General features: G+C 68.4%; 20 protein-coding genes. 14 read left to right on the top strand and 6 right to left on the bottom strand.

Annotation, left to right across the window (positions count from 1 at the left end; genetic code table 11):
- The first annotated feature begins 151 nt into the window (after nt 1–151).
- The 7 genes from ACWPN8_RS24700 to ACWPN8_RS24670 all read left to right on the top strand — a co-directional run bounded on the left by ACWPN8_RS24700 (nt 152) and on the right by ACWPN8_RS24670 (nt 9923).
- On the top strand, nt 152–1408 hold the full coding sequence (locus tag ACWPN8_RS24700; protein WP_492242625.1) for a GNAT family N-acetyltransferase: 1257 nt from the start codon (nt 152–154) through the stop codon (nt 1406–1408).
- Between the two features lie 27 nt (nt 1409–1435).
- Complete coding sequence (locus ACWPN8_RS24695; RefSeq protein WP_492242624.1) at nt 1436–2626, top strand: carboxylate--amine ligase; 1191 nt, start codon at nt 1436–1438, stop codon at nt 2624–2626.
- Nucleotides 2627–2639: 13 nt separating this feature from the next.
- On the top strand, nt 2640–3473 hold the full coding sequence (locus ACWPN8_RS24690) for a metallophosphoesterase family protein (RefSeq protein WP_492242623.1): 834 nt from the start codon (nt 2640–2642) through the stop codon (nt 3471–3473).
- Between the two features lie 81 nt (nt 3474–3554).
- Nucleotides 3555–5189 (top strand): bifunctional metallophosphatase/5'-nucleotidase, encoded by a 1635-nt coding sequence (locus ACWPN8_RS24685; protein ID WP_492242622.1) that lies wholly within the window; start codon nt 3555–3557, stop codon nt 5187–5189.
- Nucleotides 5189–7702, top strand: coding sequence for an ATP-binding protein (locus ACWPN8_RS24680; protein WP_492242621.1), 2514 nt, complete (start codon nt 5189–5191; stop codon nt 7700–7702). The genes ACWPN8_RS24685 and ACWPN8_RS24680 overlap by 1 nt, the downstream gene beginning before the upstream one ends.
- Before the next feature lie 324 nt (nt 7703–8026).
- Nucleotides 8027–9487: a tyrosinase family protein gene (locus tag ACWPN8_RS24675; RefSeq protein ID WP_492242620.1), complete on the top strand. Its 1461-nt coding sequence runs from the start codon at nt 8027–8029 to the stop codon at nt 9485–9487.
- Between the two features lie 22 nt (nt 9488–9509).
- Nucleotides 9510–9923, top strand: coding sequence for a hypothetical protein (locus ACWPN8_RS24670; RefSeq protein WP_492242619.1), 414 nt, complete (start codon nt 9510–9512; stop codon nt 9921–9923).
- 9 nt (nt 9924–9932) lie between these two features.
- Here ACWPN8_RS24670 and ACWPN8_RS24665 read toward each other — a convergent pair whose 3' ends face one another.
- Complete coding sequence (locus tag ACWPN8_RS24665; RefSeq protein ID WP_109050458.1) at nt 9933–10271, bottom strand: DUF1491 family protein; 339 nt, start codon at nt 10269–10271, stop codon at nt 9933–9935.
- Between the two features lie 99 nt (nt 10272–10370).
- On the opposite strand from ACWPN8_RS24665, the gene ACWPN8_RS24660 reads away from it, so the two are divergent.
- From ACWPN8_RS24660 to ACWPN8_RS24645, 4 genes are all read left to right on the top strand, one after another.
- On the top strand, nt 10371–11852 hold the full coding sequence (locus tag ACWPN8_RS24660) for a tetratricopeptide repeat protein (RefSeq protein WP_492242618.1): 1482 nt from the start codon (nt 10371–10373) through the stop codon (nt 11850–11852).
- Between the two features lie 210 nt (nt 11853–12062).
- A complete protein-coding gene (locus ACWPN8_RS24655) occupies nt 12063–14672 on the top strand; it encodes a flagellar hook-basal body complex protein (RefSeq protein WP_492242617.1) in 2610 nt (869 codons plus the stop codon).
- 144 nt (nt 14673–14816) lie between these two features.
- A complete protein-coding gene (gene flgK, locus ACWPN8_RS24650) occupies nt 14817–16226 on the top strand; it encodes a flagellar hook-associated protein FlgK (protein ID WP_492242616.1) in 1410 nt (469 codons plus the stop codon).
- Complete coding sequence (locus ACWPN8_RS24645; protein WP_492242615.1) at nt 16223–18271, top strand: flagellin; 2049 nt, start codon at nt 16223–16225, stop codon at nt 18269–18271. The genes flgK and ACWPN8_RS24645 overlap by 4 nt, the downstream gene beginning before the upstream one ends.
- Nucleotides 18272–18346: 75 nt before the next feature.
- On the opposite strand, the gene ACWPN8_RS24640 is transcribed toward ACWPN8_RS24645, so the two are convergent.
- Together ACWPN8_RS24640 and ACWPN8_RS24635 are read right to left on the bottom strand one after the other, a co-directional pair.
- Nucleotides 18347–19447, bottom strand: coding sequence for a TRAP transporter substrate-binding protein (locus tag ACWPN8_RS24640; RefSeq protein ID WP_109450171.1), 1101 nt, complete (start codon nt 19445–19447; stop codon nt 18347–18349).
- Between the two features lie 187 nt (nt 19448–19634).
- Nucleotides 19635–21311 (bottom strand): alpha-amylase family glycosyl hydrolase, encoded by a 1677-nt coding sequence (locus ACWPN8_RS24635; protein ID WP_492242614.1) that lies wholly within the window; start codon nt 21309–21311, stop codon nt 19635–19637.
- Nucleotides 21312–21586: 275 nt separating this feature from the next.
- Between ACWPN8_RS24635 and ACWPN8_RS24630 the strand changes: the two genes are divergently transcribed.
- Nucleotides 21587–23029, top strand: coding sequence for a protein kinase family protein (locus tag ACWPN8_RS24630; RefSeq protein WP_492242613.1), 1443 nt, complete (start codon nt 21587–21589; stop codon nt 23027–23029).
- Between the two features lie 203 nt (nt 23030–23232).
- Here ACWPN8_RS24630 and ACWPN8_RS24625 read toward each other — a convergent pair whose 3' ends face one another.
- Nucleotides 23233–24048: a PP2C family protein-serine/threonine phosphatase gene (locus tag ACWPN8_RS24625; RefSeq protein WP_109450175.1), complete on the bottom strand. Its 816-nt coding sequence runs from the start codon at nt 24046–24048 to the stop codon at nt 23233–23235.
- 291 nt (nt 24049–24339) lie between these two features.
- On the opposite strand from ACWPN8_RS24625, the gene ACWPN8_RS24620 reads away from it, so the two are divergent.
- The gene (locus tag ACWPN8_RS24620) at nt 24340–24744 is read left to right on the top strand and encodes a flagellar basal body rod protein FlgC (protein WP_492242612.1); all 405 of its coding nucleotides are present in this window, start codon (nt 24340–24342) and stop codon (nt 24742–24744) included.
- A gap of 24 nt (nt 24745–24768) precedes the next feature.
- On the opposite strand, the gene ACWPN8_RS24615 is transcribed toward ACWPN8_RS24620, so the two are convergent.
- Together ACWPN8_RS24615 and ACWPN8_RS24610 are read right to left on the bottom strand one after the other, a co-directional pair.
- Nucleotides 24769–24987, bottom strand: coding sequence for a hypothetical protein (locus ACWPN8_RS24615; protein ID WP_492242611.1), 219 nt, complete (start codon nt 24985–24987; stop codon nt 24769–24771).
- A 39-nt stretch (nt 24988–25026) separates the two neighbouring features.
- Nucleotides 25027–25599, bottom strand: a complete 573-nt coding sequence (locus ACWPN8_RS24610) for a hypothetical protein (RefSeq protein WP_492242610.1) — start codon at nt 25597–25599, stop codon at nt 25027–25029.
- A 211-nt stretch (nt 25600–25810) separates the two neighbouring features.
- On the opposite strand from ACWPN8_RS24610, the gene ACWPN8_RS24605 reads away from it, so the two are divergent.
- Nucleotides 25811–26713 carry a tetratricopeptide repeat protein gene (locus ACWPN8_RS24605; RefSeq protein ID WP_492242609.1) on the top strand — a complete coding sequence of 301 codons (903 nt, stop codon included), beginning with the start codon at nt 25811–25813 and terminating at the stop codon, nt 26711–26713.

Below are 26713 nucleotides of genomic sequence, written 5' to 3'. Positions count from 1 at the left end.
GGAAATTGGGACAACTTCGGATAGGTACCTACCACTTCGCGGCACCCGTTTGCGCCGCGCAGACATTCGAGGGGCCCCGGCGTAGACGGGACCGTTCGTCTGACCAGCGTGTTGTTTTCGGTAGAGAATATCTACCGGAGATGCCGCGCCGATGAGCATCTGGCCACGCACCAACTCCGACGGCACCCTTCCGCAAAGGGCGACCGGTTCCACAACCCCAACCGGGATGCAGCCGGCCGAGTTGCGGCCGGCCGAGATACAGGTCGCCCTGCGCCCCCTGCCGTCGATGCCGGAGCTGGCACGGGCATGGACGGAGCTGGAAAGCCGGTCCGACCCCTCCTTCTTCCTGTCCTGGACCTGGATCGGGCCCTGGCTGGCGCAGTTGCCGGACGGGATCGAGCCGCAGCTGCTGGTCGCCCGCCAGGGGGGTGAGACGGTCGGGATGGCCCTGCTCTGCCCGCGCCTGCGCCGCCGGTTCGGGCTGCTGCCCAGCCGCTGCTGGATGCTGCACGAGACCGGCGACCGCAGCTATGATCGGCTGTTCATGGAGTATAACGGCATCCTCGCCGACCGCCGTGTCGCCGACGAGGTGACGGATGCGATGCTGCACTGGCTGGGCGAGCGGTTGAGCGCCAATGACGAGCTGGTGCTGGGCGGCCTGACCCTGGCGGCGGAGCGGGCGGCCCGGCGGGTTGCGGCGCGGACCGGCCACACGCTGCAACTGCGCATTGCCGATTCCGCCCAATGGGTGGACTTCGGCACGGTGCGCGCGGCGGGCGGCGATTTTCGCGGCGGGCTGGGCCGCAACACACGGGCGGCGGTGAACCGCAGCGAACGGCTCTACCGGGCCCGCGGTGACCTCGAACACCGCGTCGCCACGACGGTGGACGAGGCGCTGGAGTATTTCGCCGGGCTGGAGGTGCTGCATCAGGCCGGATGGCAGGCGCGTGGGCAGGCCGGCGCCTTCGCCAATGCCGCCTTCCGCCCCTTCCACGAAAGACTGATCGCCGAGGGGATGCCGCGGGGTGCCGTGCGGCTGAGCCGGGTGAGCGCCGGCGGGCAGGCGGTCGGCTATCTCTACAACTTCGTCCACCGCAACCGCGTTCTGAACTATCAGGGCGGCTTCGCCTTCGAGGCCGACAACCGGCTGAAGCCGGGGCTGCTGAGCCATGTGCTGGCCATCGAGGACGCACTGGCCCGTGGCGAGGATTGCTACGATTTCATGTCGACCCCGGCCGGACACAAGCCGCTGCTCTCCAACGCCGAACAGCCGATGAACTGGCTGACGCTCGGCCCCGACCGGTTCAGCCGGCGGATGGAGGCGCATGTCCGCCGGGCGCGCGGGGTGATGGCCGATGCGGTCAAGCGGTCGCTGCGCGGATGGATCGCGCCGGCCAAAGGGATTTGAGTGCGGGATCTGAATGGGGAGTTGGCGATGAAGACCGGGACGAAAGCCGGGCCGCTGGCCTGCGTGTTGGGCGACATGGATCTGGTGCGCCCGCTGGGGCTGGCCGGCATCCGCTGTGCCGTGGTCGGGCCGCCGGGCGGGGCGACCGCCCAGTCCCGCTTCACCGCGCAGGTGATCCCCTGGCAAGGCGGCAATGACAGGACGCTGGTCGACCGCCTGCTGCGCTTCGGCGCCGCCCAGTCGCAAAAGCCGGTGCTCTATATGGAGGAGGACGCCCAGCTGCTGATGGTGTCGCGAAACCGCGAGCGTCTGGCCTCCGTCTTCCGCCTTCCGCTGGCCGACGCCGAACTGGTGGAGACGCTGGTGGACAAGGGCCGGTTCCAGGCGATGGCGGAACGGCTGGGCCTGCCGGTGCCGCGCACCCGACGCCTGCACCCCCTGCCCGGCAGCGAGGCGCCGGATCTGGACCTGCGCTATCCCCTCATCGTCAAGCCGCTGACCCGCCGTCCGCCCTGGGACGAGATCGAGGGGCTGGGCAAGGCGATCCGGCTGGACGGGCATGATGAGCTCCGCGCCCTGTGGCCGCGCCTGATCCCGGTCGGCATCGAGTTGCTGGCGCAGGAGTTGATCCCCGGGCCGGAGACGCGGATCGAGAGCCACCATGTCTATATCGACGCCAGCGGTGCGGTGGCCGGGGAATTCACCGGGCGCAAGATCCGCACCTACCCCGTCGATTACGGCCACAGCACGGCGCTGACCATCACCGACATCGACGGCGAGGGCGCCGATGTGGCGGCGCTTGGGCGGGAGATCGCGGCAAAGATCGGCCTGCGCGGCGTCGCCAAGTTCGACTTCAAGCGCGACCCGGACGGCCGGCTGCACCTGCTGGAGATCAACCCGCGCTTCAACCTCTGGCACCATCTGGGGGCTGTCGCGGGGGTGAACCTGCCGGCACTGGTGCAGGCGGACCTGACCGGCCGGCCCCGCCCTGCTCCAGCCAAGGTACGCCCCGGCGCCTGCTGGTGCCACATCAGCAAGGACCGGCTGGCGGCGCGGGAAAGCGGCGTGACAACGGCGCGCTGGCTGGCCTGGGTGGCGCGCTGCGAGGCGAAGGCGATCACGCCGGACGACCCGATGCCCTTCCTGCGGCCGAAGCTGGACCGGCTGCTCGCCCGCATGCCCGGCGGCATCCGGTCCGCCCGCCTCGTGAAGCCATGACCCCCGACAACCCATGAAGATCGCCCTGATCTCCGACATCCACGCCAATCTGGAAGCGTTGCAGGCGACGCTCGACGCCATCCGGGCGGAGGGGGCGGAGCGCATCGTCTGCCTCGGCGACATCGTCGGCTACAACACCGACTTCGCCGCCTCCATCGCCCTGCTGCGGCAGGCCGGGGCGGTCTGCATCGCCGGCAACCACGACCGGGCGGTGGCGGGCCTGATCGGCACCGATGGGTTCAGCGGCCCGGCGGCGCGCGCCGTCGCCTGGACCGGGGCAAGGCTGGACGAGGACAGCCGCGCCTTCCTGGCCGGCCTGCCCCTGACCGCCGATGTGGACGGCACGCTGGTCGCCGTCCACGGCGCGCTGCATCCGGAGGTCGGCAAGGAGCTGGTCCGGCTGGACGATGACGGGAAGCGGGCCCTGAGCCTGCGGGCGCTCGCGGCGCATCCATCGGGCGCGCGGATCTGCGCCTTCGGCCACACCCACCGGGCCGGGTTGTGGGAATGGCGCGACGGCGCGGTGCATGCTTTGCCGCTGGATGGGGGAGCGGAGTTGCGGGCGGACGGGCTCTACCTGATCAACCCCGGCACGGTGGGGGAGCCGCGCGGCGCCGACGCCCGGGCCTGCTTCGCCTGTTACGACACCGCCGCACGCCGCGTCACCCTGCATCGCGTCGCCTATGCCCGCCGCGCCGCCCTGGCGAAGACCCGGAGGGCGGGGCTGGCGCCACGTTTTGCCGCAGTTCCCGCACCCATTCGGATGAAGTTGATCGAAATACTGAGACTTCTTGGGGTCTACGGGTGGTTGAAACGTGCTCTTCCCCGCCATGTGCCATCAATATGACAATCCCGTAACGCGGCTTTGCTTCAACAAAGACTGGAAAATGAGCATAATCCGGCACGGGGGCAAAGGTGACGCCGGGCTATGGACATTATCGGTATTTCAATCGGCGCTGCCGGCAGGGTGCGGACCCGGCCCGGCAGGACATCGTCGTCCCTGACCGCATCGCTGGCGCTGGGCCTTGTCATCGGCCTCGCCACGATTCTGCCGGCCGCGACCCTGCCGGCCCAGGCGCAGGAGACTGACGCCTCCCCCAAGGCGAGCGTGGCGGACAGCGGGCCGGTGCGGCTGACGATCCTCTACACCCAGGGCACCACCGACCTGGACGAGACCGCCGGGCGCGGCGGCATGGCCCGGCTGGCCGGCACGATCCGGCAGGAGCGGGCCGCCCATCCCAACCTGCTGGTCCTGCATGGCGGACAGACGTTGGCGCCGTCGGTGCTCGCCTTCTACGACCAGGGCGCCCACATCATCGACCTGCTGAACGGCATGACCATCGACGCGATGGCCGCGCTGAACCGCGAATACCACCATGGCGACGACCGGCTGAGCGCCCGCGCCTTCGAGGCCGGCTTTCCCATCGTCACCACCAACGCGGTCGACCGCTCCACCGGCCGCACGCCGGACGGTCTGGAGGCGGCGGTGGTGCTGACCGCCGGCCCCTTGCGCATCGGCGTGATGGCGGCGACGCCGGTGCTGACGCGGGAGACCACCCGAACCCAGCGCACGGAATTCCGCGACCCGGTGCGGGCGCTGACCGCCAAGGCCGCGGCCCTGCGGGCCGAGGGCGTCGATCTGGTGGTGGCGATGACCGGCTATGCCGGCGACACCCACCGCAGCGTGCTGGCCGCCCGCCCGGCCGACATCGTGCTGTACCAGGACCGCAGCCGCCCCTTCGCCGTCGATTACGACGGACGGTTCCTGTCCGCCACGGTCGGGCCGCAGGCCGCCTGGGTGCTGGCGATCGACCTGACGATACAGCGGACCGCCGGACCGGACGGCCAGACGGTGTTGACTTGGACCCCGGCGCCGCGCCTGATCGATACGGCGACGGTGGCGCCCGACCCGGCGGTGCTGATCCAGGCCAAGGCCTATGCGGCGCGGCTCGACACCATGCTGCGGATGGAGGTGGGACGTCTCACCGCTCCCCTCGACACCCGCAAGGAGTCGCTGCGGACGGGGGAGAATGCCTTCGCCAATGCGGTGGTCGACACGCTGCGCGAGGCGCTGGACGGCGACGTGGCCCTGTTCAACGGCGGCGGCATCCGTGGCGACCGCCAGTATCCGGCCGGCACTCTGCTGACCCGGCGCGACATCTACACCGAACTGCCCTTCCACGATGTCGGGGTGGTGCTGGACGTCTCCGGACAGCAGCTCTGGGATGCGGTGGAGAGCGGCGTGTCGGCGGTGGAGCAGTTGCAGGGCCGCTTTCCCCATCTGTCCAATGCCCGGGCCGAGATCGACCTCGCCCGCCCGCCCGGCCAGCGGCTGCGCAGCCTGTCGGTCGGCGGCAAGCCGGTCGCCTTGTCCGGCCGCTACCGTCTGGCGACCAGCAGCTTCCTGGCGGCGGGGGGCGACGGTTACGGCATCCTGGCCGGCGCACCGCGGCTGGTGGAGGACCGCAACACGGAATTCGTTTCCACCCAGATGATCGACCAGATCGCCCGCAGCGGCGAGTTCGTTCCCCGGCTGGACGGCCGCATGACGGTGAGGCGGTGATGGACGGGTTCTCTTCCACCGCCTTGTCGTCACCCCCCTTGCCGGCAAGCGATGCGGCGGTCATGGATGGCACGGCACGGCGCAAGCCGCAGGCGCCGCCGGGCCGCCCGCGGCGGTTCGGCATCGCCGTCCGCATCACGCTGGGCCTGTCGGTGATGGCGCTGCTGGTGCTGCTGATCGGCGGCGTGTCGATGTCCTCCTTCCGCCTGTTCCGGGCGGAGGTGGCGGCGCTGTCCACCAACACCCTGCCGGAAGTGATCACCAGCGCCGAACTGCACGGATCGTTGCAGAAGCTGGTAGCGCAGCTGCCGCAGCTCGCCGCCGCGGCCTCGACGCCGCAGCGCCGGTCCATCTATGACGGGCTGGTGACGGAGCTGGATTCGATGCAGCTTCTGGTCGCCCGCATGCGCGGTCTGATGAAGGAGGGCGATCCCGGCGCGGGCGAGCGCGACGGCAATGTCCGCCTGCTGGAGCAGACCCGCTCCACCCTGCTGATCCTGGCCGCCACGGTCGCCGACCTGAACGCCGAGGTCACGCGCCAGATCGAATATGGCGACCGCCAGGCCGAAGCCGCACGCGCGCTGAGCCGGCTGGCGGCGGCGATCGAGAGCATGCCCGACACCGGCGCCTGGGCGGCCCGCATCGGGGCGCTGATGGCGCGGGCGGCGGGGGCCACGCAGCTGGATCATCTCAGCCGCCTGAAGGGCGAGGCGCGGTCCGCCGAACGCACGCTGGCCGAACTGGCCCGCCTGTCGGGCGGCGCCCCGGACCCCACCGGGCAGATGATGTCCACCGTGCAGGAGGAGCTGTTCTCCCTGCTGGTGGCGCCGGGCGGGCTGTTCGAGAGCGCCATTGACAGGCTGCAGGCGCGCAACCGCGCCCAGGCGCTGACCGGTCAGGCCCAGGTCCTGGTCGAGACGGTCGAACGCTCCACCCGCACGCTGTACGATTCCATCCGCGACCAGTCGGCCGAGCGCACCGATGCGCTGGCGGCGCTGATCGCCGAACGCACCCGCACGGTGATGGTGCTGGCCGGAACATCGCTTCTGCTGGCGGTGTGCGTCTATTTCTTCTTCCGCCGGTTCCTGTCGACGCGGCTGGTGGCGATGAACCGGGCGGTGCTGGCCCGGCTGTCGGGAAGCCGCCAGTCCCCCCATCGCGGCATTGCGGCGCCGGCTGGCCGGCCGGGTCGGGCCGACCAGCCGGTTCCGGTCGATCAGCCGGTTCCGGTCCCGGTGGACGGCGACGACGAGATCACCGACATCGGTGCCTCGATCCGCTATTTCATCGAGGAGATCGACCGGCGCCAGCAGGCCCTGGCCGACAACGAGCGGCGCTTCCGCGATCTGGTCGAAGGCTCGATCCAGGGCATCGTCATCCATCGCGATTTCCATGTGCTCTATGCCAACGACAGCTTCGCCGCCATGCTCGGCATGACGGTGGCGGAGGTGGTTGCCCTGCCCTCCCTGCTGTCGGTGGTGGCGGTGACGGAACGCCAGGCGCTGATCGAGGGGTACGACCGGTTGCTGGAGAACGGGCAGTCGACGCCGCGCCGCCGCATCCGAGCCTGCCGGTCCGACGGCGCCGGGCTGTGGGTGGAGCTGACCGGCCGGCGCGTCGACTGGATGGACGGCCCGGCGATCCAGGCGGTGGTGGTCGACGTGACGCGCGAGGTGGAGGCGGAGCATGCCCTGCGCCAGTCGCGCGATGCCGCCGAACGCGCGCTTGACGAACTGAAGGCGACCCAGGCCAGCCTGATCCAGGCGGAGAAGATGGCCTCGCTCGGCCAGCTGGTCGCCGGCGTGGCGCATGAGGTGAACACCCCCATCGGCATCACCATCACCGGCGCCTCGCAATTGCAGGCGCTGATCGGCGAGCTGTCGGACCGCCACACGGCGAACGCGCTGAAGAAGTCGGACTTCCAGCGCTTCCTCAGCGACGGGATGGAGATGGCCAGCCTGATCCTGTCCAACAGCACCCGTGCCGCCAACCTGGTGCAGAGCTTCAAGCTGGTCGCTGTCGACCAGTCCAGCGACGAGCGCCGCCCCTTCCTGCTGCGCGATTACATCGACGAGCTGCTGCGCAGCCTTCACCCGACCTACAAGGCGCGGACGGCCCTGACCATCGACGTCGCCTGCCCGGCCGACCTGGAGCTGGACGGCTATCCCGGCGCGCTGTCGCAGATCCTGACCAACCTGATCATGAATGCGCTGGTCCATGCGCTGGATCCGGAACAGCCCGGCCGGATCGCCATCGCCGCCCGGCTGCTCGGTCCCGACATGGTGGAGCTGTCGGTCGGCGACGACGGCAACGGCATTGCACCGGACGTGCTGCCCAAGATCTTCGATCCCTTCTTCACCACCCGGCGCGGGGCGGGCGGCAGCGGGCTGGGGTTGCACATCGTCTACAATCTGGTGACCGGCCGCCTGCACGGCACCATCGGGGTCGAGAGCCGCCCCGGCGAAGGCACCCGTTTCACCCTGCGCTTTCCCCGAGTCACCGCGGGCGCCTAGAACCGGCGGCGGCTTTCCCATCCGTCCGATCCCGCCTGCGTTTGTCCGCAGACGATCGGACATGCGCAGGTATGGCACCGTCCGCCCAATCCAGGCCTGCCCGCCGGTGCCGGTTGAATTCACGTGCAAACAGTCGGTTTCCTATACAAGCTTCCAGTGTTTTTACCGTTATGCGGGAGCTTGATCGCAATGAATTTTAATCGGCGAGATTTTTTGGCAACGGCAACTGCTGTTGCGGGTGCATCCCTGCTGCCGTTCGGCCCGGCGCGGGCGGCAACGGCGAAATACGTTCGCTACAGCGCGACCAGCGACGAAGGCAGGGCGATGCTGCGCAGCTACGCCACGGCGGTGCAGAAGATGGTGGCCCTGCCCCCGGACCATCCGCACAACTGGTTCCGCAACGCCTTCGTCCATTTCATGGACTGCCCGCACGGCAACTGGTGGTTCTATGTCTGGCACCGCGGCTATATCGGTTATTTCGAGGAGACGGTGCGCAAGTACAGCGACAATCCGAATTTCGCCTTTCCCTATTGGGACTGGACGCTCCTGCCGCAGATCCCCAGCGAGATGTTCGACGGCGCCCTGACCCCGGTCAGCGAAGCCTTCCTTCCCTACACCAAGGATCTGACCACCTTCACCGCCTACATCAAGCCGGCGATGAAGGCCTATTGGGACACGCTGAACGAGGCCCAGCGCAAGCAGCTGGACCTTCGCGGCTACAGCAGCTTCGACAAGCTGTGGGACGACGTCACCGGCTGCAGCCACGGCAAGTGCGATCCCGGCAACCAGGCCTTCGCCGCGACCGACCGTGCGCGCTACCTGACCCGCGAGAACCCGAAGCTGGACGACAAGACGGCAAAGGCCTGTTCGCCCCACACGGTGCTGACCGGCCTGCTGCCGGTGGACTACTACAACGCCGACGTGACGCACAGCTTCACCAGTTCCAAGACGGCGTCGCACAACGTCATGCCGGGCAAGGACACCCAGTTCTCGGTGCTGGAAGGCCAGCCGCACAACCTCGTCCACAACTACATCGGCGGCGTCGGCCCGTGGGATCCGGGTCCCTACGGCAACATGACCAACTTCCTGTCGCCGGTGGATCCCGTCTTCTTCCTGCACCATTCGAACATGGACCGCCTGTGGGACGTGTGGACGCGCAAGCAGCAGCGGCTGGGCCTGCCGATCCTGCCGACCGACAAGGAGGAGCTGTCGCAGCTGTCCCGCGAACCCTTCCTGTTCTTCGTCCGCGCCGACGGCAGCTATGTCCTCGACGGCCGCGCCGGTGACTATCTCAGCACCGAACGGTTCCAGTACGAGTACCGGCATGGCTTCGGCGACGCGGAATCGGCACAGGTGGCGGCGGCCAAGCCGTCTGCTCCGGTCAAGGGCACGGTGGCCAAGGGCGTGGGATCGGTCCAGCTGTCGGCGGCGCCGTCCAGCCCGGTGGTGATGGCAGTCAAGGTGACCCGCCCGGCCGGCAGCAACGCCCCGCGGAACTTCGACCTGCTGATCAACGCACCGGCCGGCGTGACGACGGTGGCGGCGGACAGCCCCTATTACGGCGGCACCATCGGCTTCTTCGGTCCGGCCATGCACGGCATGGCGGACGATGCCACCTTCACCCTGCCGCTGCCCGAGCCCGCGCGCACCGCGGCACTGGCCCAGAGCCCGGCCGCGCAGGCGCCTGCGCCGGCAACCGCAACGCTGGAGGTCCGCATTGTCCCGTCCAACGGCTCCGCCACCGCCGCGCCGGCGGTCAAGGGGGTCTCGCTCCACACCCTGTAAGGCGGCTTGGCAGGCCGGCAGGTTGTCGGCCGCCCTGCTCGCGCTGCTGGTCCTCCTGACGGGCCAGCCCGCGGGCGCGGCACCGGCCGGTCAGTCCGGGAGACCGGACGGGAATGGGGAAACGACGCTCGCCCTGCCGCATCCGCCGCGGCAGGGCGAGGCCGCCATCCTGGCGGTCACGCTGGGCGTGCTCACCCGTGGGCAGACGGTGGAGGTCACGACGATGGACGGCCAGCTCATCGGAACCGCCGCCCCTTTCGGCCCCCAGCGCGGTCAGGGCGCCGGAACGGTCACCATTCCAGTGCCGGCCGGGGCCATACGCGACGGTCGCCTGACGCTCCGCCTGCGCATCACCGCCTCCGGCTCCCCTCCCCGTCCGCCGACGGCCGAGGAGGTCGGAGAGCTGCGGCTGTCCGTCATCGGCCCACCGCCCTGATGGCGGCGGTCAGCGCACCGGCCCGTCGAACCAATGCCGGCCCTGGCGGTCTTCCACCTCGATCACCCAGACGTCGGGGTCGTAGCGGAGCTGGCGGGCGATGTAGGCGTCGGCATCGGCCTCCGGCACCGGGTCGGCGCCGGTGCCGCGCGCCCAGAACAGCCGCTCGCCATCGGCCTCGCGTGTCTGGACCAGCACGGAGAAGGTCCGGTCGAGCCGGTTGATCTTCAGGATCACGGTGCCGCGGCTGGGATCGCCCTTGCGGACCACAGTCATCGCCACGCCCTGGGAATCGGCCGTGCGGATATGGGCCGAGACCCAAAGATGCGTCGGAAGGCGGTCGTCCATTGCCGTGACGGGCTCCTGATCGTCAGCTCTCGCTGACCTGGGATTTTCGCTGGTCTTCGACCCTCGCTCTGCCCGGCCGGCCGGTGTAGAGAAGAGGGCATGGCTACACTCCTGGACGCTCTCAACGCCGCCGTCAACCACCACATGGCCGGCCATGCCGATGCGGCGGCCGACGCCTACCGGAGGATTCTGGCGGCGGACCCGGCCCAACCCGACACGCTGCACCTGTCCGGCGTCCTGCGGGCGCAGACGGGCGAGCCGGCGGCCGCCGTGCGATGGATCGCCCGTGCGGTGCGCGTCCGTCCGCCCGCCCCGGCACCCTGGGGCCATCTGGGGGCGGCCCTGCGGGCGGCGGAGATGCCGGAGCGGGCGGAACCGGTTCTGCGACGCGCCCTGGCGCTCGATCCGGCCGACGGCGACGCTCTCGAGGCTCAAGGCGCCTCCCTGCATGCGCTGGCGCGCTACCCCGACGCGCGGCGCTGGCTGGAGCGTGCGGCCCGACTTCGGCCCGGCCATGCGGCGACCTTGCTCAATCTCGGGACCGTCCTGCGCGACCAGCGCCGTTTCGACGAGGCGGAGGCCTGCTTCGACGCCGTGCTGGCGCGCCAGCCCTCAAGTGCCGACGCCCATCTCGCCCGCGCGGTCGGACGGCTGGTGCGCGGCGACCTGCGCGCGGGATGGCAGGGGTTCGAGCATCGCTGGCAGCGCTTCGCCACCCCGCCCTGGGCCGGACAGCCACCGGGTGGCGCCACCATCCTGCTGCACATGGACCAGGGCTTCGGCGACGCCATCCAGTTCGTCCGTTATGCCCCGCTGGTGGCGCAGATCGCCGCGGCGGGCGGCGGGCGGGTGATCCTGGAAACCCATATGCTGCTCTACCGCCTGTTCAACCGCTGCCTTGGATCGTCGATCCAGGTGCTGTCGCGCGGCGAGGATCCGCCGCCGCATGACATCCATTGCCCGCTGATGAGCCTGCCGCGGGCCTTCGGCACCGGCCTGTCGGACATTCCGGCCGCCGTGCCCTATCTTGCCCCGGACCTCGGCGACGTTGCCCGCTGGCGCGACCGGCTGGACGGGCTGGATGGGGCGGCGACGGGCGATGCGGCTCTCCGGGTCGGGCTGGTGTGGGCCGGCAATCCCCAGCACCGCAACGACCGCAACCGCTCGATCCCGGCGGCGGCCCTGCTGCCGCTGCTGATGGTGCCGGGCGTGCGCTTCGTCAGCCTGCAGACCGGCGAGGCCGCCGCCGGGCTGGACCGCCTGCCCGGCGTGAGGGTGCCGAACGCGATGGAGCGGGTGCGCGACTTCGCCGACACCGCCGCCATTCTCGCCAACCTCGACCTGCTGGTGACGGTGGACACCGCCATCGCCCATCTTGCCGGGGCGATGGGCGTGCCGTGCTGTCTGATGCTTCCCCATGTGCCGGACTGGCGCTGGCTGCTCGACCGGGCCGACAGCCCTTGGTACCCGTCGCTGCGCCTGTTCCGACAGCCGCGGCCCGGCGACTGGGCCACGACGCTCGGCACCGCCGCCGCCGTGCTGAAGGCGCAGGCAGCCCGCGCCGTCCGGACCGCCCGGTAGAGGCGGCAACTTCGGCGGGAGCTTTCTGCCCCTCCGGCCCGGCGGCACTAGGCGAAACTTTCCTACCGGGCGGCAATTTCCGGCCCCGCCATACAGCTTGTTCAAAGAATACAGTGTTTTCAATGGCTTGAATCCGGAGCGGGAGTTGGCACTCCGCTTGCTAGATAGGGCGCAGAAGACCTTTGCCCTTTCTTTCGGAGACCCCCGGCCATGAGCATCTTCGGTTCGATGACAACCGCCGTTCTCGGCCTGAATGCCCAGTCGAAGGCGCTCGGACATATTTCGGACAACATCGCGAACAGCTCGACCATCGGCTACAAGCGTGTCAATTCGGCCTTCGAGACGATGGTCCTTCAGTCCAGCCAGCGTCTGCACGAGCCGGGCGGGGTCACGGCGCAACCGGTCTTCATGAACAACATCCAGGGCAGCCTGACCCAGGTGCAGAGCCCGACCAACATCGCCATCCAGGGCCAGGGCTTCTTCAGCGTCACCAAGGTGGCGACCCAGGGCTCCAGCACGCTGGTGCAGACGCAGACGGGCACGGTCAATTCGTCGGCCGCCTTCTACACCCGCGCCGGCGACTTCGAGCTGGACAAGAGCCGCTATCTGGTCAACAGCGCCGGCTACGCCCTGAACGGCTGGCTGGTCGATCCTGTGACGGGCGTCCTGCACAAGGACCAAGTGGCGCCGATCCAGGTCAACTCGCTGATCGACAAGCCGGTGGCGACCAACACCATCGATCTGGCGGCCAACCTTCCGGCAACGCCTAAGGAAGGCGAGAAAGTCCCCGACAGCAGCATCCAGATCTTCGACAGCCAGGGCAATCCGCGCACCGTCAACTTCAAGTGGCGGCAGCAGGCGGACAGCAGCTGGCGCATGGTCCTGGACGCGCCGGGCTCCAACACCAAGCCGGTCGACGGCACCTTCACCGGCAACCCCGCCACCGTGACCTTCGGCCAGAACATCGCCGGCCAGACGGCGGTGGCGCAGGTCAACGTCATCACCATCGCCGGCAACAACACCAACGGCCAGGACAACCTGCGCATCGGCGACACCTATTCGGTGAAGGTCGACGGCACCAACTACAGCCTGAAGATCACCGCCGACAACATCGGCTCGATCCGGACCTACTCCGGTCTGGCCGGTGCGCTGGCCAACCAGATCAACTCCGCCTCGCCGGCGGCGTCCGTGCTCGCCACCTCGTCGGGCCAGACGATCCGCGTCACCGCCCGCGAACCCGGCACGCCCTTCAAGCTGAACACGGACGTGGTGTCCGGCACCAACACCACCAACACCATCGTCAACCAGACCTCGACGGCGGCGACCGCCAGTGCGGGTGAGATCGACAAGTTCCAGTTCCCGCAGACCCAGGTCGAGGTCGGCGACTCCTTCACCATCAACGTGAACGGCACGCCGATCAGCTACACGGTGACCGCCGCGACCTATCAGAGCTATTCGTCGGTGAGCGACGTCGTCTCCCAGTTGGCCGGCAAGATCAACCAGGCGCTGGGATCAAGCGTTACCGCCTCGTCGGCCGGCAACATCCTGTCGATCCAGGCCAATGCGGTGAACACCAACGTCACCTCCAGCGCCACCGTGACCAACTCCTCCACCGCGGTGAACACGATGAGCTCGCTGCCGTCGGTCTCCAGCGTGGCCGGCGTCCGCCAGAGCCGCACCGTCACCCTGACCGGCACGCCGGGCGACATCGGCACCCAGTACACACTCAGCATCAACGGCACGGCGGTGACCTACAGCACCACCGGCGAAGAGATGACGATGGAGGACATCACCGCGGCGCTGGCGAACAAGATCAACTCCAACACCTCGCTGCCGGTGACGGCTACCGCGCAGGGCGGTGTCATCACCGTCACCTCCAAGACCGCGGCCAGCCCGACCAACACCAACACGATGACCGGCACCGGCACGGTGACGCTGAGCGGATCCACGGTCGACATCGGCGACACCTACAACATCACGGTCGGCGCCACGACCTATCCGCTGACGATCACCAACGCCAATTACGGCCTGTACGACACGCCGGCCAAGGTCATGCAGTATTTCGCCTCGGTCGTCCCAGGTGCTACAGCCAGCGGCAACACGCTGACGGCGGCCGGTGCGACCGGCACGGTCGTCGACGCCCCCGCCGCCCAGTTCACCCTGGACCAGAGCGCCGTCGCCGGCCAGACGCCGGCCCATATCGGCCTGACCTTCGGCAAGACGCCGGAGACGGTCGGCACGCTGACCAACATCTCCACGGCCCTGGTCGGCACCGGCTCGGCCGTCAGCGCCGCCAACCAGTCCGCCGGGTCCGACGCCAACGTCACCTTCACCGTCGATTACGGCTTCGGCCCGCAGCAGATCACGCTGAACCTCGGCAAGTACCAGAAGCCGGGCGGCCTGACCCAATATGCCGGCGAGGAGATCAACGTCACCCAGCTGGTCCAGAACGGCGCGCCACGCGGGCAGTTCAAGGACGTGGTGTTCGGCGACAACGGCACCGTCATGGTCAACTACGACAACGGACGGTCGAAGATGGTGGCGAAGGTGCCGATCATCACCTTCAACAACCCCAACGCCCTGCAGCGCGAATCCGGCGGCGTCTTCATCGAGAGCGAAGAGGCCGGCAAGCCGAACTTCAACGATCCGGAGACGAACGGCGCCGGTGCCGTGGTGGCGAACAGCGTCGAAAGCTCCAACGTCGACATCGCCGACGAGTTCACCAAGATGATCGTCACCCAGCGGAGCTATTCCGCCAACGCGAAGATCGTCACCACCTCGGACGAAATGCTTCAGGAAGTGCTGGGGCTGAAGCGCTAAGCGCGGCCCTGACCTTTTGATGTCCTGATCGCTTCCCTACCGATCGCCAGCTTTCCGATCGCCGGTTCCCTGATCGTTTGAATGGGGGGCGGCAGCCGTCCCGGCACCGCCCCGACCATCCCGATCCGTGAAAGGTCTCCCGCCATGTCCCTCTTCGCAGCCTTGAACAGTGCCACGGCCGGGCTGCGCACGGTCCAGTCCAGCGTCAAGCTGGTTTCGGACAACATCGCGCAGGCCAACGACCCGAACCGCACGCGCCATACCGCCCAGCAGTCGGTGGACGCCAGCGGCCAGGTCGTCAGCACGACCTATCGCCGGGAGGTCGACAAGGCGCTGATGGCCCAGGTCATGGACCTGACCTCGCGCGATGGCGGATCGCAGGTGACGACCACCTATATGCAGCAATTGGGCGACCTGATGCGGACCACCAACGGGACGCCGCTGCTGAACGACTATTCGGACAAGTTCCAGGCCGCGATCAAGACGCTGTCCACCTCGCCGGAGGACGAGACCGCCCAGTACCAGCTGGTCCAGGCGGCCGAAAACTTTTCGCGCGAAATCCGCCGCGTGTCGGAGGGGGTGGAGCAGATCGACCGCGACATGAAGACCGACATCACCAAGTCGGTCGATACGGTCAACGACCTGCTGAAGCAGATCAATTCGATCAACAACGACATGGTGTCGCTACAGGGCCAGGGGGCCGCCGCCAACACCGTCGCCGACAAGCGCGACGGGCTGGTCCGCGAACTGAGCACCTATATGGGCATCCGCACGGTGGAGCGGCCGGACGGCCGGCTGGCGATCTTCACCCCGTCGGGTCTGGCGCTGGTCGATGCGCAGCCGGCAAATCTTTCCTATGACGGCGGCAACATCAACCTACAGGTCGGCAATCAAGTCACCTCGATCAACAACCACCTGACCACCGGCAAGCTGGGCTCGCTGATCCAGATGCGCAAGGACGGCTCGACCACCGAGCCGCCAACCCCGGCCAGCGGCGACCCGACGACGGAGATCATCCGCAAGCTGCGCTCGCAGCTGGACGAGTTCGCCAAGGCCTTCACCGGTCCGACCAAGCCGGGCGAGCCCACCAGCTTCGCCGACGCCTACGACAATGCCAGCCCGGCCGCCGCCGGCGAACAGGCCAACCAGTTCTTCACTGGAACCGACCGTTTCACCATCACCATCAACGCCAAGCTCCTGGACAACACCAGCAAAATCAAGCAGTCCGCCATCGACGACATCGTCAAGGCGGTCAATGCCGCCGGCCGCAGCTTCAATGCAGACGGCCTGCAGATGAAGGACACCACCTACAGCGCCATGGGCAGCGCCATCACCGGCACCTGGATGGCCGCGGCCAAGACCGCCAGCACCGCGGCCACCTCCAACAAGGAGTCCATGCAGCTCCTCAGCGAGCGCTACCAGTCGCAGACCGGCGTGAACATCGACGAGGAAATCGCCCAGCTCCAGCAGCTCCAGACCTCCTACCAGGCTTCGGCACGGGTCATGCAAGTGGCCAATGCAATGTTTGATGCGCTGGAGGCGGTGGTCCGATGAGCTCGATAACGGGAGTCAGCAGCTACTCGAAATATCTGAGCCTTGTCCGGAACCTGTCCGGGGGCCAGAACGACATCAACAAGCTGTCCGAACAGCTGACCACGGGGAAGAAGTCGGTCGATCTGAACGCCTATGGTCCGGAGGTGCAGAAGCTTCTGGACCTCAGGGCGGAGATGGCGAAGAAGACCAACTACATCCAGAGCATCAACACCGCCGCACCGCGCGTCGCCGCGACGGACAAGGTGCTGACCTCGATGGAATCCATCGTGTCGAGCTGGACCTCCAGCACGACCTTCCCCTTCCAGCCCGGCCCGGCCAGCGTCACCACCCCGACCAACACCAATCCCGACGGGATGAAGCTGTCGATCGACGCGTCCAAGTCGACGCTGACGGTCGGCGCCAAATACACGGTCACCGCGGTCCCGTCGCAGCAGGGCACCAACGGCACCTTCGACGTCACCGTGACCGACGGTCTGGGCGGCAAGACCACCCGCGCCATCAACCTGGGGACCACCCCGCCCAACGACGGCAAGGGCTACAACTTCAACATCTCCGGCGGCCCCGGCGAGGGCGCGATCCTGAACCTGACCTTCGACAGCCTGAAGGCGGCGTCGAGCAGCAGCTTCTCGGTCAGCTTCCCGCAGGCCGACCAGGTCAAGGACCGCGCCGAAGGCGCCATGCGCGACATCCAGGCCCTGCTGAACCAGCGCTTCGGCGACCGCTACCTGTTCGCCGGCTCGCGCTTCGGGACGGAGCCGGTCACCGACCTGACGGCGACGACGCAGACCAGCAAGATCACCCTGAACGGCGCGGTGGTGAACACCGACGATTATTTCGAGGTGACCGTCTCCGGCAAGACCTTCGGCTATCAGATCCAGGCGTCCGACCCGAAGACACTGACCTTCGTCGCCCAGACGCTGACCACCCAGATCAACGCGGCCACCCCGCCGCTGCCGATGACGGTGTCGACCTCCAACGGCATCATCTCCCTGGTCGGCCAGCAGCCTGGGCAGAAGTTCGACCTGTCCGCCCGCGTCGTCAACTCCGCCACGGTGGAGAACACCGCGACTGCGCCGTCGACCACCCAGGCGCCGACGGCCACCCTGCCGCAGATCGACCGCTTCACCCTGAACGGCGCGGCGGTGGACATCGGCGATACCTTCGAGTTCACGGTCGCGGTCGGCGATCCCGACGATCCCTATAACCAGAACTATTATCTGAAGAATCCGACCGAGCCGCACGACCTGCCGCCCTATCAGTCCTACAAGGTCAGCTACACGGTCAGCGACACCGACTATGCCGCCGGCGTCACCAATGTCGGGCAGGTGGCCGACAAGCTGCGCCAGCAGTTCGGCAATCTGAACCCTGCCCCGCCGGTCACCATCGACGCGCTCGGCAACGGTCCGGGCATCGCGCTGACCAGCACAGCCAATGCCGATCCCAACCACCCCGGCCGCTCGTCGCTGTTCTCGACCAGCGCCAAGGTGACGAACGGGTCGCTGCAGAACACCATCTCGGTCGGAACGCTGCCGCCGGAGCAGGACAGCCAGACCGCCGTGCCCAATGCCGAGCCGCCGGACCTGCCCTTCTACGATTCAGAATATCTGACAAAGGGCAAGAATGCCGACGCGTACCGCAAGTCGCAGGTGACGATCGACGACAATTTGAACCTGACCTATGGGGTCAGCGCCGACGATCAGGCGTTCCAGACGCTGGTGAAGGCGATGCAGCTGGTGCGGACGGCGGCGGCCAACCCCGGCAAATGGACCGAATACAGCACCCAGGCGCGCGAGATGCTGACCCAGGCATCGGACCAGATCCGCTCGGTCCACGCCAAGGTCGCGTCCGACGCCGCCACGCTGGAGACCAACAAGGACGCCCACACGGACTCGGTCGCCACCCTGACCGACCGTCTCGCCAACATCGAGGGCATCGACCAGACCGAGGTCGCGGCCCGGCTGAGCAGTGCGATGAATGTCCAGCAGGCGACCTACACCGTTGCCGGCCAGACCCAGAAGCTGTCGCTGCTGAATTATCTGGCCTGAAAAAGACTAGCCTGAAAAAGAAAGGGGCGGCCGGACCGGCCACCCCCCTTGCTTTCCGTCAGAGTCCGCAGCCAATCACTTGGAGCGGCCGGCCGACTGGGTGAAGTTGTCGTAGGGCAGCTCGGCCACGCGGAACCACAGCTGCACCTCCTCCAGGAAGGGCTTCCAGCTGTCGTAGACGGCCTTGAAGTCCGGGTTGGTCTTCGCGATGTCGTCGTACAGCTCGAAGGCGATCTTGTGGGCGGCCTCCATCAGGTCGCGCGGATAGGGGCGCAGCAAGGCGCCCTTGGCGACCAGACGCTTCAGCGCCTTGGCATTCTCGGCGTCGTAGCGGGCGGTCATCGCGCCGTTCGCCTCGGCGCAGGCCGCGGTCATGATCGCCTGATAGGACTTGGGCAGGGCTTCCCATTCCTTCTGGTTGATGTAGAGCGAGACCTGCGGCCCGCCTTCCCACCAGCCCGGATAATAGTAGTATTTGGCAACCTGGACGAAGCCCAGCTTCTCGTCGTCATAGGGGCCGACGAACTCGACCGCGTCGATGGTGCCCTTTTCCAGCGCAGGGTAGATGTCGCTGCCGGCGATCTGGGTCGGGGCGGCGCCCAGCTTGGCCATGATCTGGCCGGTGATGCCGGCGATGCGGATCTTCAGGCCGTTGAAGTCGGCCAGCGACTTGATTTCCTTGCGGTACCAGCCGCCCATCTGGGCGCCGGTGTTGCCGGCCGGGAACTGCACGATGCCGTGCTTGGCGAAGAAGGTGCGCATCACCTCCTGGCCGCCGCCATACTGGAACCAGGCATTCTGCTGGCGGGCGTTCGGGCCGAAGGGGATCGCGGTGTCGAAGGCGAAGGTCGGATCCTTGCCGACATAATAGTAGCCGCAGGTGTGGCCGCACTGGACGGTGCCGTTCTGCACGGCGTCCAGCACCTGAAGACCGGGGACGATCTCACCGGCGGCATGCACGCGGATCTGGAACTTGCCGTCGGTCGCCTCCGACACGCGCTTGGCGATCAGCTCGGACGTGCCGACGAGGATGTCGGTGCTCTTCGGGAAGCTCGACGCCAGACGCCACTGGATGGTCGGCTGGCTCTGCGCGATGGCCGGGGCCGCGAGGGTCGAGGCGGCAACGGTCGAAACGGCACCGACACCGGCCTTGGTGAGAAACGCTCTTCTTTCCACTCCCGCTACTCCGCAAGATTATTGCTATTGCCGACAATTTCCACGACCCGCGATGAATCAGGGAATTTCAGCGACTTAGGCGAGAGCGTAACAAAGCATCCGATGCGGCGCCCTGCATCGCATAAATGTGCATGCCTGCCTTTCGAGGGTGTAGCCGGCACCCTCGAAGAGCTTATGCGGGGGAGGCTCAGGCCGGGTTGCGCAAGCGTCCCAGGAAGACCGACAGCGGCGGCATCACCAGCGTCCGTCCGTCGGCGGTCAGCTCGGGCACCGGGGCGCCGGGCGCGCGGGGAACCAGCAGGGCTTCCGGCTCGCCACGGCCGCGCAAGGCGAATTCGGCCGGCCGGTCGGCCATGTTGAAGACGGCGAGCAGGCGGTCGTCGCCAGTGCTGCGCTCGCCCATGCAGCGTTCGAAGGACAGCAGGTCGCCATGCTCCTCGACCGCGGAAACGCCGCCACTGCGCAGCGCCTCCAGGTCGCGGCGCAGCGAGAGAGCGGCCCGCCACACCGCCAGCGGGCTGCCCGCCGTCCGTTCCTGCCGGTCGACGGCGAGGCCGCGATGGATGTCGGGCACCGGCAGCCAGGGGTCGGCGACGGTGAAGCCGGCATGGGGCTCGCCGGCCCGCCAGGGCATCGGCGTGCGGCTGCCGTCGCGTCCCTGGAAATCGGGCCAGTAGGTGATGCCGAACGGGTCGCGCAGCTGGTGCTGCTCCAGCACCGCGTTGGGCAGGGCCAGTTCCTCCCCCTGATAGAGGCAGACGGTGCCGGGCAGCGAGGCGGCCAGCATCGCCAGCAGGGCGTTGAAGGCCTGTGGATCGGCACCGGCCGGCAGCCAGCGGCTGGCGGCCCGCTCCACATCGTGGTTGGACAGGCTCCAGCAGATCGAGTCCGGCCGTCCGGCGGCGCTCAGGGCCTGGGCGAACCCCTTGGCGCTGAAAGGCTGCTTGGCCAGCGACAGGGTGTAGGCGGCGTGCAGTCCCTGCGGCGTGCAGTAGGCGGCGATGCGCTGGCCGGCGCCGGGCTGGCTGGACAGCTCGCCCAGAAGGACGCGGCCGGGATAGCGCTCAACGGTCTCGCGCAGGCGGGACAGGATGCTGCCGATGGCCGGGTGCATCATGTCGTAGATGTGCTGCTGCAAGGCGAAGGGCTTCAGCGGCGGTTCGGACCCGCGCCAGACGGCGGCGGGGTTGGAGCGCAGCTGCGGGTCATGGGCGAAGAAGTCGACGGCGTCGATGCGGAAGCCGTCGACCCCGCGCTCCATCCAGAATTCGGCCGTCTCGCACAGTGCATCCATCGCCGCGGGGTGGTGCAGGTTCAGCGCCGGCTGGCTGGACAGGAAATGGTGCAGGTAATATTGCCGCCGCCGCGGCTCCCAACTCCAGGCGGCGCCGCCGAACACCGACAGCCAGTTGTTCGGCGCGGTGCCGTCGGGCTTGGCGTCGGCCCAGACATACCAGTCGGACTTGTCGTTGTCGCGCGACCGGCGGCTTTCGACGAACCAGGGATGGGCGTTGGAGGTGTGGCCGCAGACCAGATCGACCAGCACCTTCAGGCCCAGCCCGTGGGCGCGCTCGATCAACCGGTCGAAGACGGCGAGATTGCCCATGCGCGGATCCACCGCCCGGTGGTCGGCGACGTCATAGCCGAAGTCGGTGCGTGGCGACGGGTAGAAGGGGCTGATCCACACCCCGTCGACACCCAGCGAGGCCACATGGTCCAACCCCTCGATCACGCCGTCGAGGTCGCCCCAGCCGTCGCCGCCGTGGTCGCGGAAGCTGAGCGGATAGATCTGGTAGAGCGCCGCCCCGTTCAGCCAGGACAGGTTCGGGCCGGACGATTGGGAAAGGGAGGGAGTGTGGGGCAAGGCAGCAGGCTCCGCGCCGGGTGGTGCACATGCGGGTCGCAGAGGTGCGGCTCGCGGTATCAGCTTCCTGCCTCATGGCTAACGAAAGGTTACCGACCGTTCGTCGTCACAGGACTAGGACGTTCGACAGGACCGGCCATCGGGGCAGAAACTTGCGGGTGGGTGCCCTGGGACTTGGCCGCATTGAGGCGCTGCGGCTATACCAGCGGCGCGGTCATGGCGGGTCTGGCCGAGAGGCGGAAATGCGGCGGGACGGGACGGCGGTTGAAATGGCCATGGCGAAAGGCGAAAAGCGGCTGGGCCGTTATCGGCTGCTCGACCTGATCCGTCAGGACGGCGACCTGCAGCTGCACCGCGCCCTGGACGCCAAGGGGCAGGCGGTGGCGCTGTGGACCGTGCCGCTGGCCCGCCTGTGCGCCGATGCCGCCGGGCTGGAGCGGTTCCGGCGGATGGCGGGCGCCGCGGCGCGGCTGTCCCACCCGGCCATTCCGGCAATCCTGGCCTCCGGCGAGCTTGCCGGCACCGCCTTCGTCGCCACCGCACCGGCCGATGGGCCGACGCTCGCCACGAGGCTGGCCGACGGACCGCTGGAGTGGGAGGACACCGTCGCCACTCTGGACCGCGTGCTGGATGCGCTTGCCGCAGCCCATCGGGCCGGCGTGATCCATGGCGCGCTCGGTGTCGACACCGTGCTGCACGCCGGACCGGCGTCGGTGGTCGCCGGGTTCGGCCGTGCGGCCTTGGCCGCGGCGGCGGTGGACCGGCGCAGCGATCTGGCGGCCGCCGTGGGGCTGACCGAACGGCTTTTGGCCGGGCACGACCAGCGGCCGGGGGTGTCGGCCCTGCTGGCGACATTGCGCGACGATGGGGCTGGAGCGTTTCCGGATGCAGGTGCGCTGCTCCGGTCCGTCACCGCGTTGACGGGAGCGTCCGTTTCGTCGGCCGGCGCGGCACCGGCGCGTGCCCGCCGCTGGCCCCGGTTGCTCGGCGGCGTTGCCGTACTGGGCGGTTTGGCTGCGGCAGCGGTCCTGAACCGGCCTGCCCCGTCCGTGCCGCCACCTATGGCTATGGCCGGAGACGCAGCACCCGAACCCGAACCGGCATCCCAGCCGCCTGCACCGCCCTCGGCACCGCCCTCTGCGCTCCCCCCTTCATTGCCCCCGGCCCCTCCTCCGGCAGCCCCCCGGCAGCCGCCGGTCGCGGCGGTGGCGGAGGCGCTGCGCTCCATTCCCTGTGTGCTGGTCGGCGTGGAAACGACCGGGGGGAAGCTGCTGGTTTCGGGAACGGTCGCCGGGGAGCGGGCGGAGACGGCGGTGCGCGAAACGGTCGAGAGGCTTGCCGCCGGCTGGGACCATGGCTTCGACCTCGCCACTGCGGATGCGCAGTTCTGTGCCCCTCTGGGCAGCGTCGCCACGGCGCTGGATACCAACCGGGCCTTGGCCGAGCCGTTGACGGTGAGCCTGCTGGAGGGGCCGGCGCTGAATGCCGACGATCCGTTGATGCTGGAGATCCGGGCGCCGGCCCGTCCGGTCCGGTTGCAGGTCGATTACTTCACCATCGACGGCGTCGTCGTGCATCTGCTCCCCAACCCGTCGGACAGTGCCATCGCCCTTGCCGCAGGCGCATCGCGCCGGCTGGGCGAGAGGGGGAGGACGGGAAGCCGGCGAACGGGCGTTCCTGGACCATCGGCCCGCCCTATGGAACCGAACTGCTGCTGACCATCGCTACGGCGGAGCCTCTCTTCGCCGCCCCGCGGCCGGAGCAGGAGCCGGCAGCCGACTATCTGGCCGCATTGGCCGACGCGCTGGCCGCGCTGCCGGAGGATGCCCCGGCGGCGCTAGCGGATGCGCGTTTCATCGCCACCGGGCCTTGACCGGCAGGGTGACCGGGAAGGCTCGATAGATCGATCCTGCCGGGACGGTCAGGCGGTCGCGGCGAAGCGTCCGACCACCACCGTCACATTGTCCATTCCTCCAGCCGCGTTGGCGGCATCCACCAGCGCGGCGGCGGCCAGGGCGGGATCGGATTCCTGGCGCAGGATGCGGGCGATGACGCCGTCCGGCAGCATGCCGTTCAGCCCGTCCGAACAGAGCATGACGACATCGTCCGGCATCAGCGACTGCACGCTGACCTCCGGCTCCACATCCTCCGCCGTGCCGAGAGCGCGGACGATGATGTTCCGTTGCGGTGCGGTTCCGCGCGCGCCATTGTCCAGCCATATCTGATAGAGGCTGTGGTCGCGGGTCAGGGTGCGCAGCTCCCCGTCGCGCAGGCGGTAGACCCGGCTGTCGCCGGCATGGAACACCGCCATGCAGGCGGTTCCGGGAATCCGCCAGACCCCGGCAACGGTGGTGCCCATGCCGCGCCCCGACGAGAATCCGCGGGCTTGATTCAGCTCGTGGATCGCCCGGTTGGCCTGCAGCACCGCGGACCGTGCAACCGACAGCGCATGGCGTACCGCCGGTTCGGTCGCCGCCGGGTCGGTCTGGGTGCGGTCGGCATCGTCACGCTTCGCCAAGGCGATCGGATCGGACGGGGCTTGGTCCCGCAGGATGCCGGATATCACCTCGACCGCCTTGCGGCTGGCGATGTCGCCGCCGGCGTGACCGCCCATGCCATCGCAGACGACCGCAAATTCCCCGGCAATGCCTACCTGGAAATCGTCCTCGTTGCGGGACCGGGCGCGGCCTACGTCGGTCAGGCCGGCGACGGTCAGGGCAAAGGCGGCGTTCGGCATTCAGGCGGCGGCTCCCGTCTCGCATCTGGGCCGGCTCGATCGGAACCGGTCCCATCAGGGCCGAAACCACCGGCGGGATACCGGCGGCAATGGAAAGGAGCGGCGGCCGTTTGCCCGATAATGGCGCATGCCCCGTGAAAGATACAGCGGCGATTGCACTGGGGGGTACAGGCCGGAGATTGAAAGTGCCGGGAGGTTGCAGCGGTCGCTGCCCCGGCGATGCTCCGCTGGTGTCGGGCATCCGATGTGCTAAGGTTTCCCGATAGGCCGTCGGACGAGGAATGGACCGCCATGGTCGGCAGTATCGGCATCGCTCTCAGCGGCTTGACCGCCCAGACCCGGCGGCTCGACGCCTCGGCCGCCAACGTCGCGAATGTCCGCTCCACCGGGGCCGTTCCGACCACGGACGGTAGCGCCGACGGTAAGCGTGCGGCCTATCAGCCCGTCGCGGTCGCGCAGAGCGATGCCAACCCCGGCACGCGCGCCACCTTCACGCCGATCACGCCGGCCTATCTGCAGGAGTATGCGCCCGACGACAGCGCGGCGAACGGTGACGGCATGGTCGCGGCGCCGAATGTCGATCTGGCGACCGAGCGCATCAATCAGATGGCGGCCAGCCGGGCCTATGGCGCCAATGCCGCGGTCGTGCGTACCCAGGACGAGATGCAGACGTCCCTGCTCGATTCAAAAGTCTGATTGTCGAGGTCAGCCGGCTACAGGTCAGACCGTGATGTTCAGGTTCTGCCCACGGGTCGGCGTAACATTGCCGCCACCGGAGCCGCCACCGGAGCCATTGCCCGACTGAATCAGGGTTTCGACCGTCGCTTGCTGCTGTTCGGAATTCTGGTTCAGCGCCTTGACGCCGAAAGCCATCTGCCCCTGTGCCTGCATCAGCGACATTGCCGCGCCGGCGGTCGATGACGTGACATCCATGGCCATCCTGCCCCCTGCAAACCGTGCCCTTGAAACAGGGCGTCCTCAGATCACGACGTTAACCCGACCGGCGGATGTGCCGGCGGAAGACGCTGTGACCGAAGCGGAGTGTGCCACAAATGCCGCGGCGGCGGAAGCGGTCGACGTGACCGGGGCTGCGGTCCGGGGGGCGGTGCCGGCCGTCGCCGACCTATCGGTCGCACCGCGCCCATAAGCCGCAGACTGCCCGCCAGCTTGCCCTTCCGTTTGGCCGCCCTGACCGCTGTCGCCGACGGTCAGCTTCAGCAGCGAGGCACGCTCCGCGTCCTTTTCCTTCTGCTGGGCTTCCTTGTACTGCTTCAGGGCGGCTTCGGTCGGAATCTGCGAAACGGTCTTTCCGTTGGCGGGGTCGCGGTACAGCATCACCAGCCGCGAAGCGTCAGTGTCATAGCTGAAGGCGATGGTCGGGAAGCGGTTGACCAGCGGATCGGTTCCACCGGTCGTGTCGGCGTCCGCCTGAGGGAGGGGGCTGGAGGCCGGAGTCCGGGTGCCAGCCCCTGGTTCGACGGCATCGCTGCCGCGGGGCGTCATGAAGGCGAACGGCCGCGAGACCGTCGATGTGGCCACCGCCACGTTCATGACCAGATTGTCCGGATCGGTGAATATCGAACATTAAATTACCTTAACCTGGACTGTGCGTAAAGAGTTTCTTTACACTTATTTGGAGTGGGGATTCTAACCCATATGGGGGAAAGGGATTTCCAGCAGGGAAAATATTTATGTCGAAAACTAAGATCTTCCCCTCCACAGGCTTGCGGTGGCGGCATCGGTCGTCCTAAAGCGTTGAGCCATGGCCACCATCCTCGAAGCCTTGACGCTGGCGCTCGACCTGCATCTCGTCGGCCGTTTCGGCGAGGCGCAGGAACTCTACACCCGCATCCTCGATGTCGAGCCGGAGCAGCCGGACGCCCTGCATTATCTGGGCGTCCTCGCCGGACAGATCGACCGGGGAGAGTTCGGCCTGACGCTGATAGGCAAGGCGCTGCTCCTGCGGCCCGAGGCAGCGGACATTCACGCCAACCGTGCCAATCTGCTGCGCGGGCTCGACCGGCCGGACGAGGCGGAAGCATCCTACCGTCGCGCGCTGGCGCTGCGCCCCGATTTTGCGGAGGCCTGGACCGACCGCGCCTTCGCCCGCCATGGCCGCGGCGATCCGGCCGCCATCGACGCCACCGCCACGATGCTGGAGCGCGCCCTGCGGATCGAGCCGGCGCTGGATCCGGCGAGGGAAAGGCTTGTCGGTCTGCTGCATGCGCGCGGCCGGCTGCGGCTGGAGTCCGGTCAGGCGACGCCGGCGCTGTCCGACCTGATCCGGGCCGCGGTACTCGACCAGCAAGATGCCGACATCGCCTTCCTTCTGGGCAATGCCCTGTTCGCCGCCGGGCTGCGCGCGGATTCGGTGATCGCCTTCCGCAACGCCCTGGCCCTGGTGCCGGACTTCCTGTCGGCGGCGCTGAATCTCGGCATCGCGCTGGCCGCGACCAACCATGCCGCCACGGCGCTGGCCCCGCTCCGCCATGCCGTCCGCATCGACCCGGCCCATCCGGCGCCCCGCGACACGCTGGCCCTCGCACTGCGTTCGCTGGGCCATGCCGAGGAGGCTGACGCGCTGGTCCGCCCGCCGCCAGCCCCGCCGCCGGCCAAACCGGATCCCAAGCCCGCTCCGTTCCGCCGGCCGCGCCGGCGTTCCTAA

This window comes from Azospirillum sp. UENF 112521 (assembly GCF_058780665.1).
The sequence above is the reverse complement of the archived record's forward strand: the minus strand, read 5'-3'. Positions and strand labels throughout refer to the sequence as shown.

What these genes read in the sequence shown, in the direction of transcription:
- ACWPN8_RS24700 (WP_492242625.1), top strand. Translation starts at nt 152, where the DNA reads ATGAGCATCTGGCCACGCACCAACTCCGACGGCACCCTTCCGCAAAGG.
- ACWPN8_RS24695 (WP_492242624.1), top strand. Translation starts at nt 1,436, where the DNA reads ATGAAGACCGGGACGAAAGCCGGGCCGCTGGCCTGCGTGTTGGGCGAC.
- ACWPN8_RS24690 (WP_492242623.1), top strand. Translation starts at nt 2,640, where the DNA reads ATGAAGATCGCCCTGATCTCCGACATCCACGCCAATCTGGAAGCGTTG.
- ACWPN8_RS24685 (WP_492242622.1), top strand. Translation starts at nt 3,555, where the DNA reads ATGGACATTATCGGTATTTCAATCGGCGCTGCCGGCAGGGTGCGGACC.
- ACWPN8_RS24680 (WP_492242621.1), top strand. Translation starts at nt 5,189, where the DNA reads ATGGACGGGTTCTCTTCCACCGCCTTGTCGTCACCCCCCTTGCCGGCA.
- ACWPN8_RS24675 (WP_492242620.1), top strand. Translation starts at nt 8,027, where the DNA reads ATGCTGCGCAGCTACGCCACGGCGGTGCAGAAGATGGTGGCCCTGCCC.
- ACWPN8_RS24665 (WP_109050458.1), bottom strand. Translation starts at nt 10,271, where the DNA reads ATGGACGACCGCCTTCCGACGCATCTTTGGGTCTCGGCCCATATCCGC.
- ACWPN8_RS24660 (WP_492242618.1), top strand. Translation starts at nt 10,371, where the DNA reads ATGGCTACACTCCTGGACGCTCTCAACGCCGCCGTCAACCACCACATG.
- ACWPN8_RS24655 (WP_492242617.1), top strand. Translation starts at nt 12,063, where the DNA reads ATGAGCATCTTCGGTTCGATGACAACCGCCGTTCTCGGCCTGAATGCC.
- flgK (WP_492242616.1), top strand. Translation starts at nt 14,817, where the DNA reads ATGTCCCTCTTCGCAGCCTTGAACAGTGCCACGGCCGGGCTGCGCACG.
- ACWPN8_RS24645 (WP_492242615.1), top strand. Translation starts at nt 16,223, where the DNA reads ATGAGCTCGATAACGGGAGTCAGCAGCTACTCGAAATATCTGAGCCTT.
- ACWPN8_RS24630 (WP_492242613.1), top strand. Translation starts at nt 21,587, where the DNA reads ATGGCGAAAGGCGAAAAGCGGCTGGGCCGTTATCGGCTGCTCGACCTG.
- ACWPN8_RS24625 (WP_109450175.1), bottom strand. Translation starts at nt 24,048, where the DNA reads ATGCCGAACGCCGCCTTTGCCCTGACCGTCGCCGGCCTGACCGACGTA.
- ACWPN8_RS24620 (WP_492242612.1), top strand. Translation starts at nt 24,340, where the DNA reads ATGGTCGGCAGTATCGGCATCGCTCTCAGCGGCTTGACCGCCCAGACC.
- ACWPN8_RS24615 (WP_492242611.1), bottom strand. Translation starts at nt 24,987, where the DNA reads ATGGCCATGGATGTCACGTCATCGACCGCCGGCGCGGCAATGTCGCTG.
- ACWPN8_RS24610 (WP_492242610.1), bottom strand. Translation starts at nt 25,599, where the DNA reads ATGAACGTGGCGGTGGCCACATCGACGGTCTCGCGGCCGTTCGCCTTC.
- ACWPN8_RS24605 (WP_492242609.1), top strand. Translation starts at nt 25,811, where the DNA reads ATGGCCACCATCCTCGAAGCCTTGACGCTGGCGCTCGACCTGCATCTC.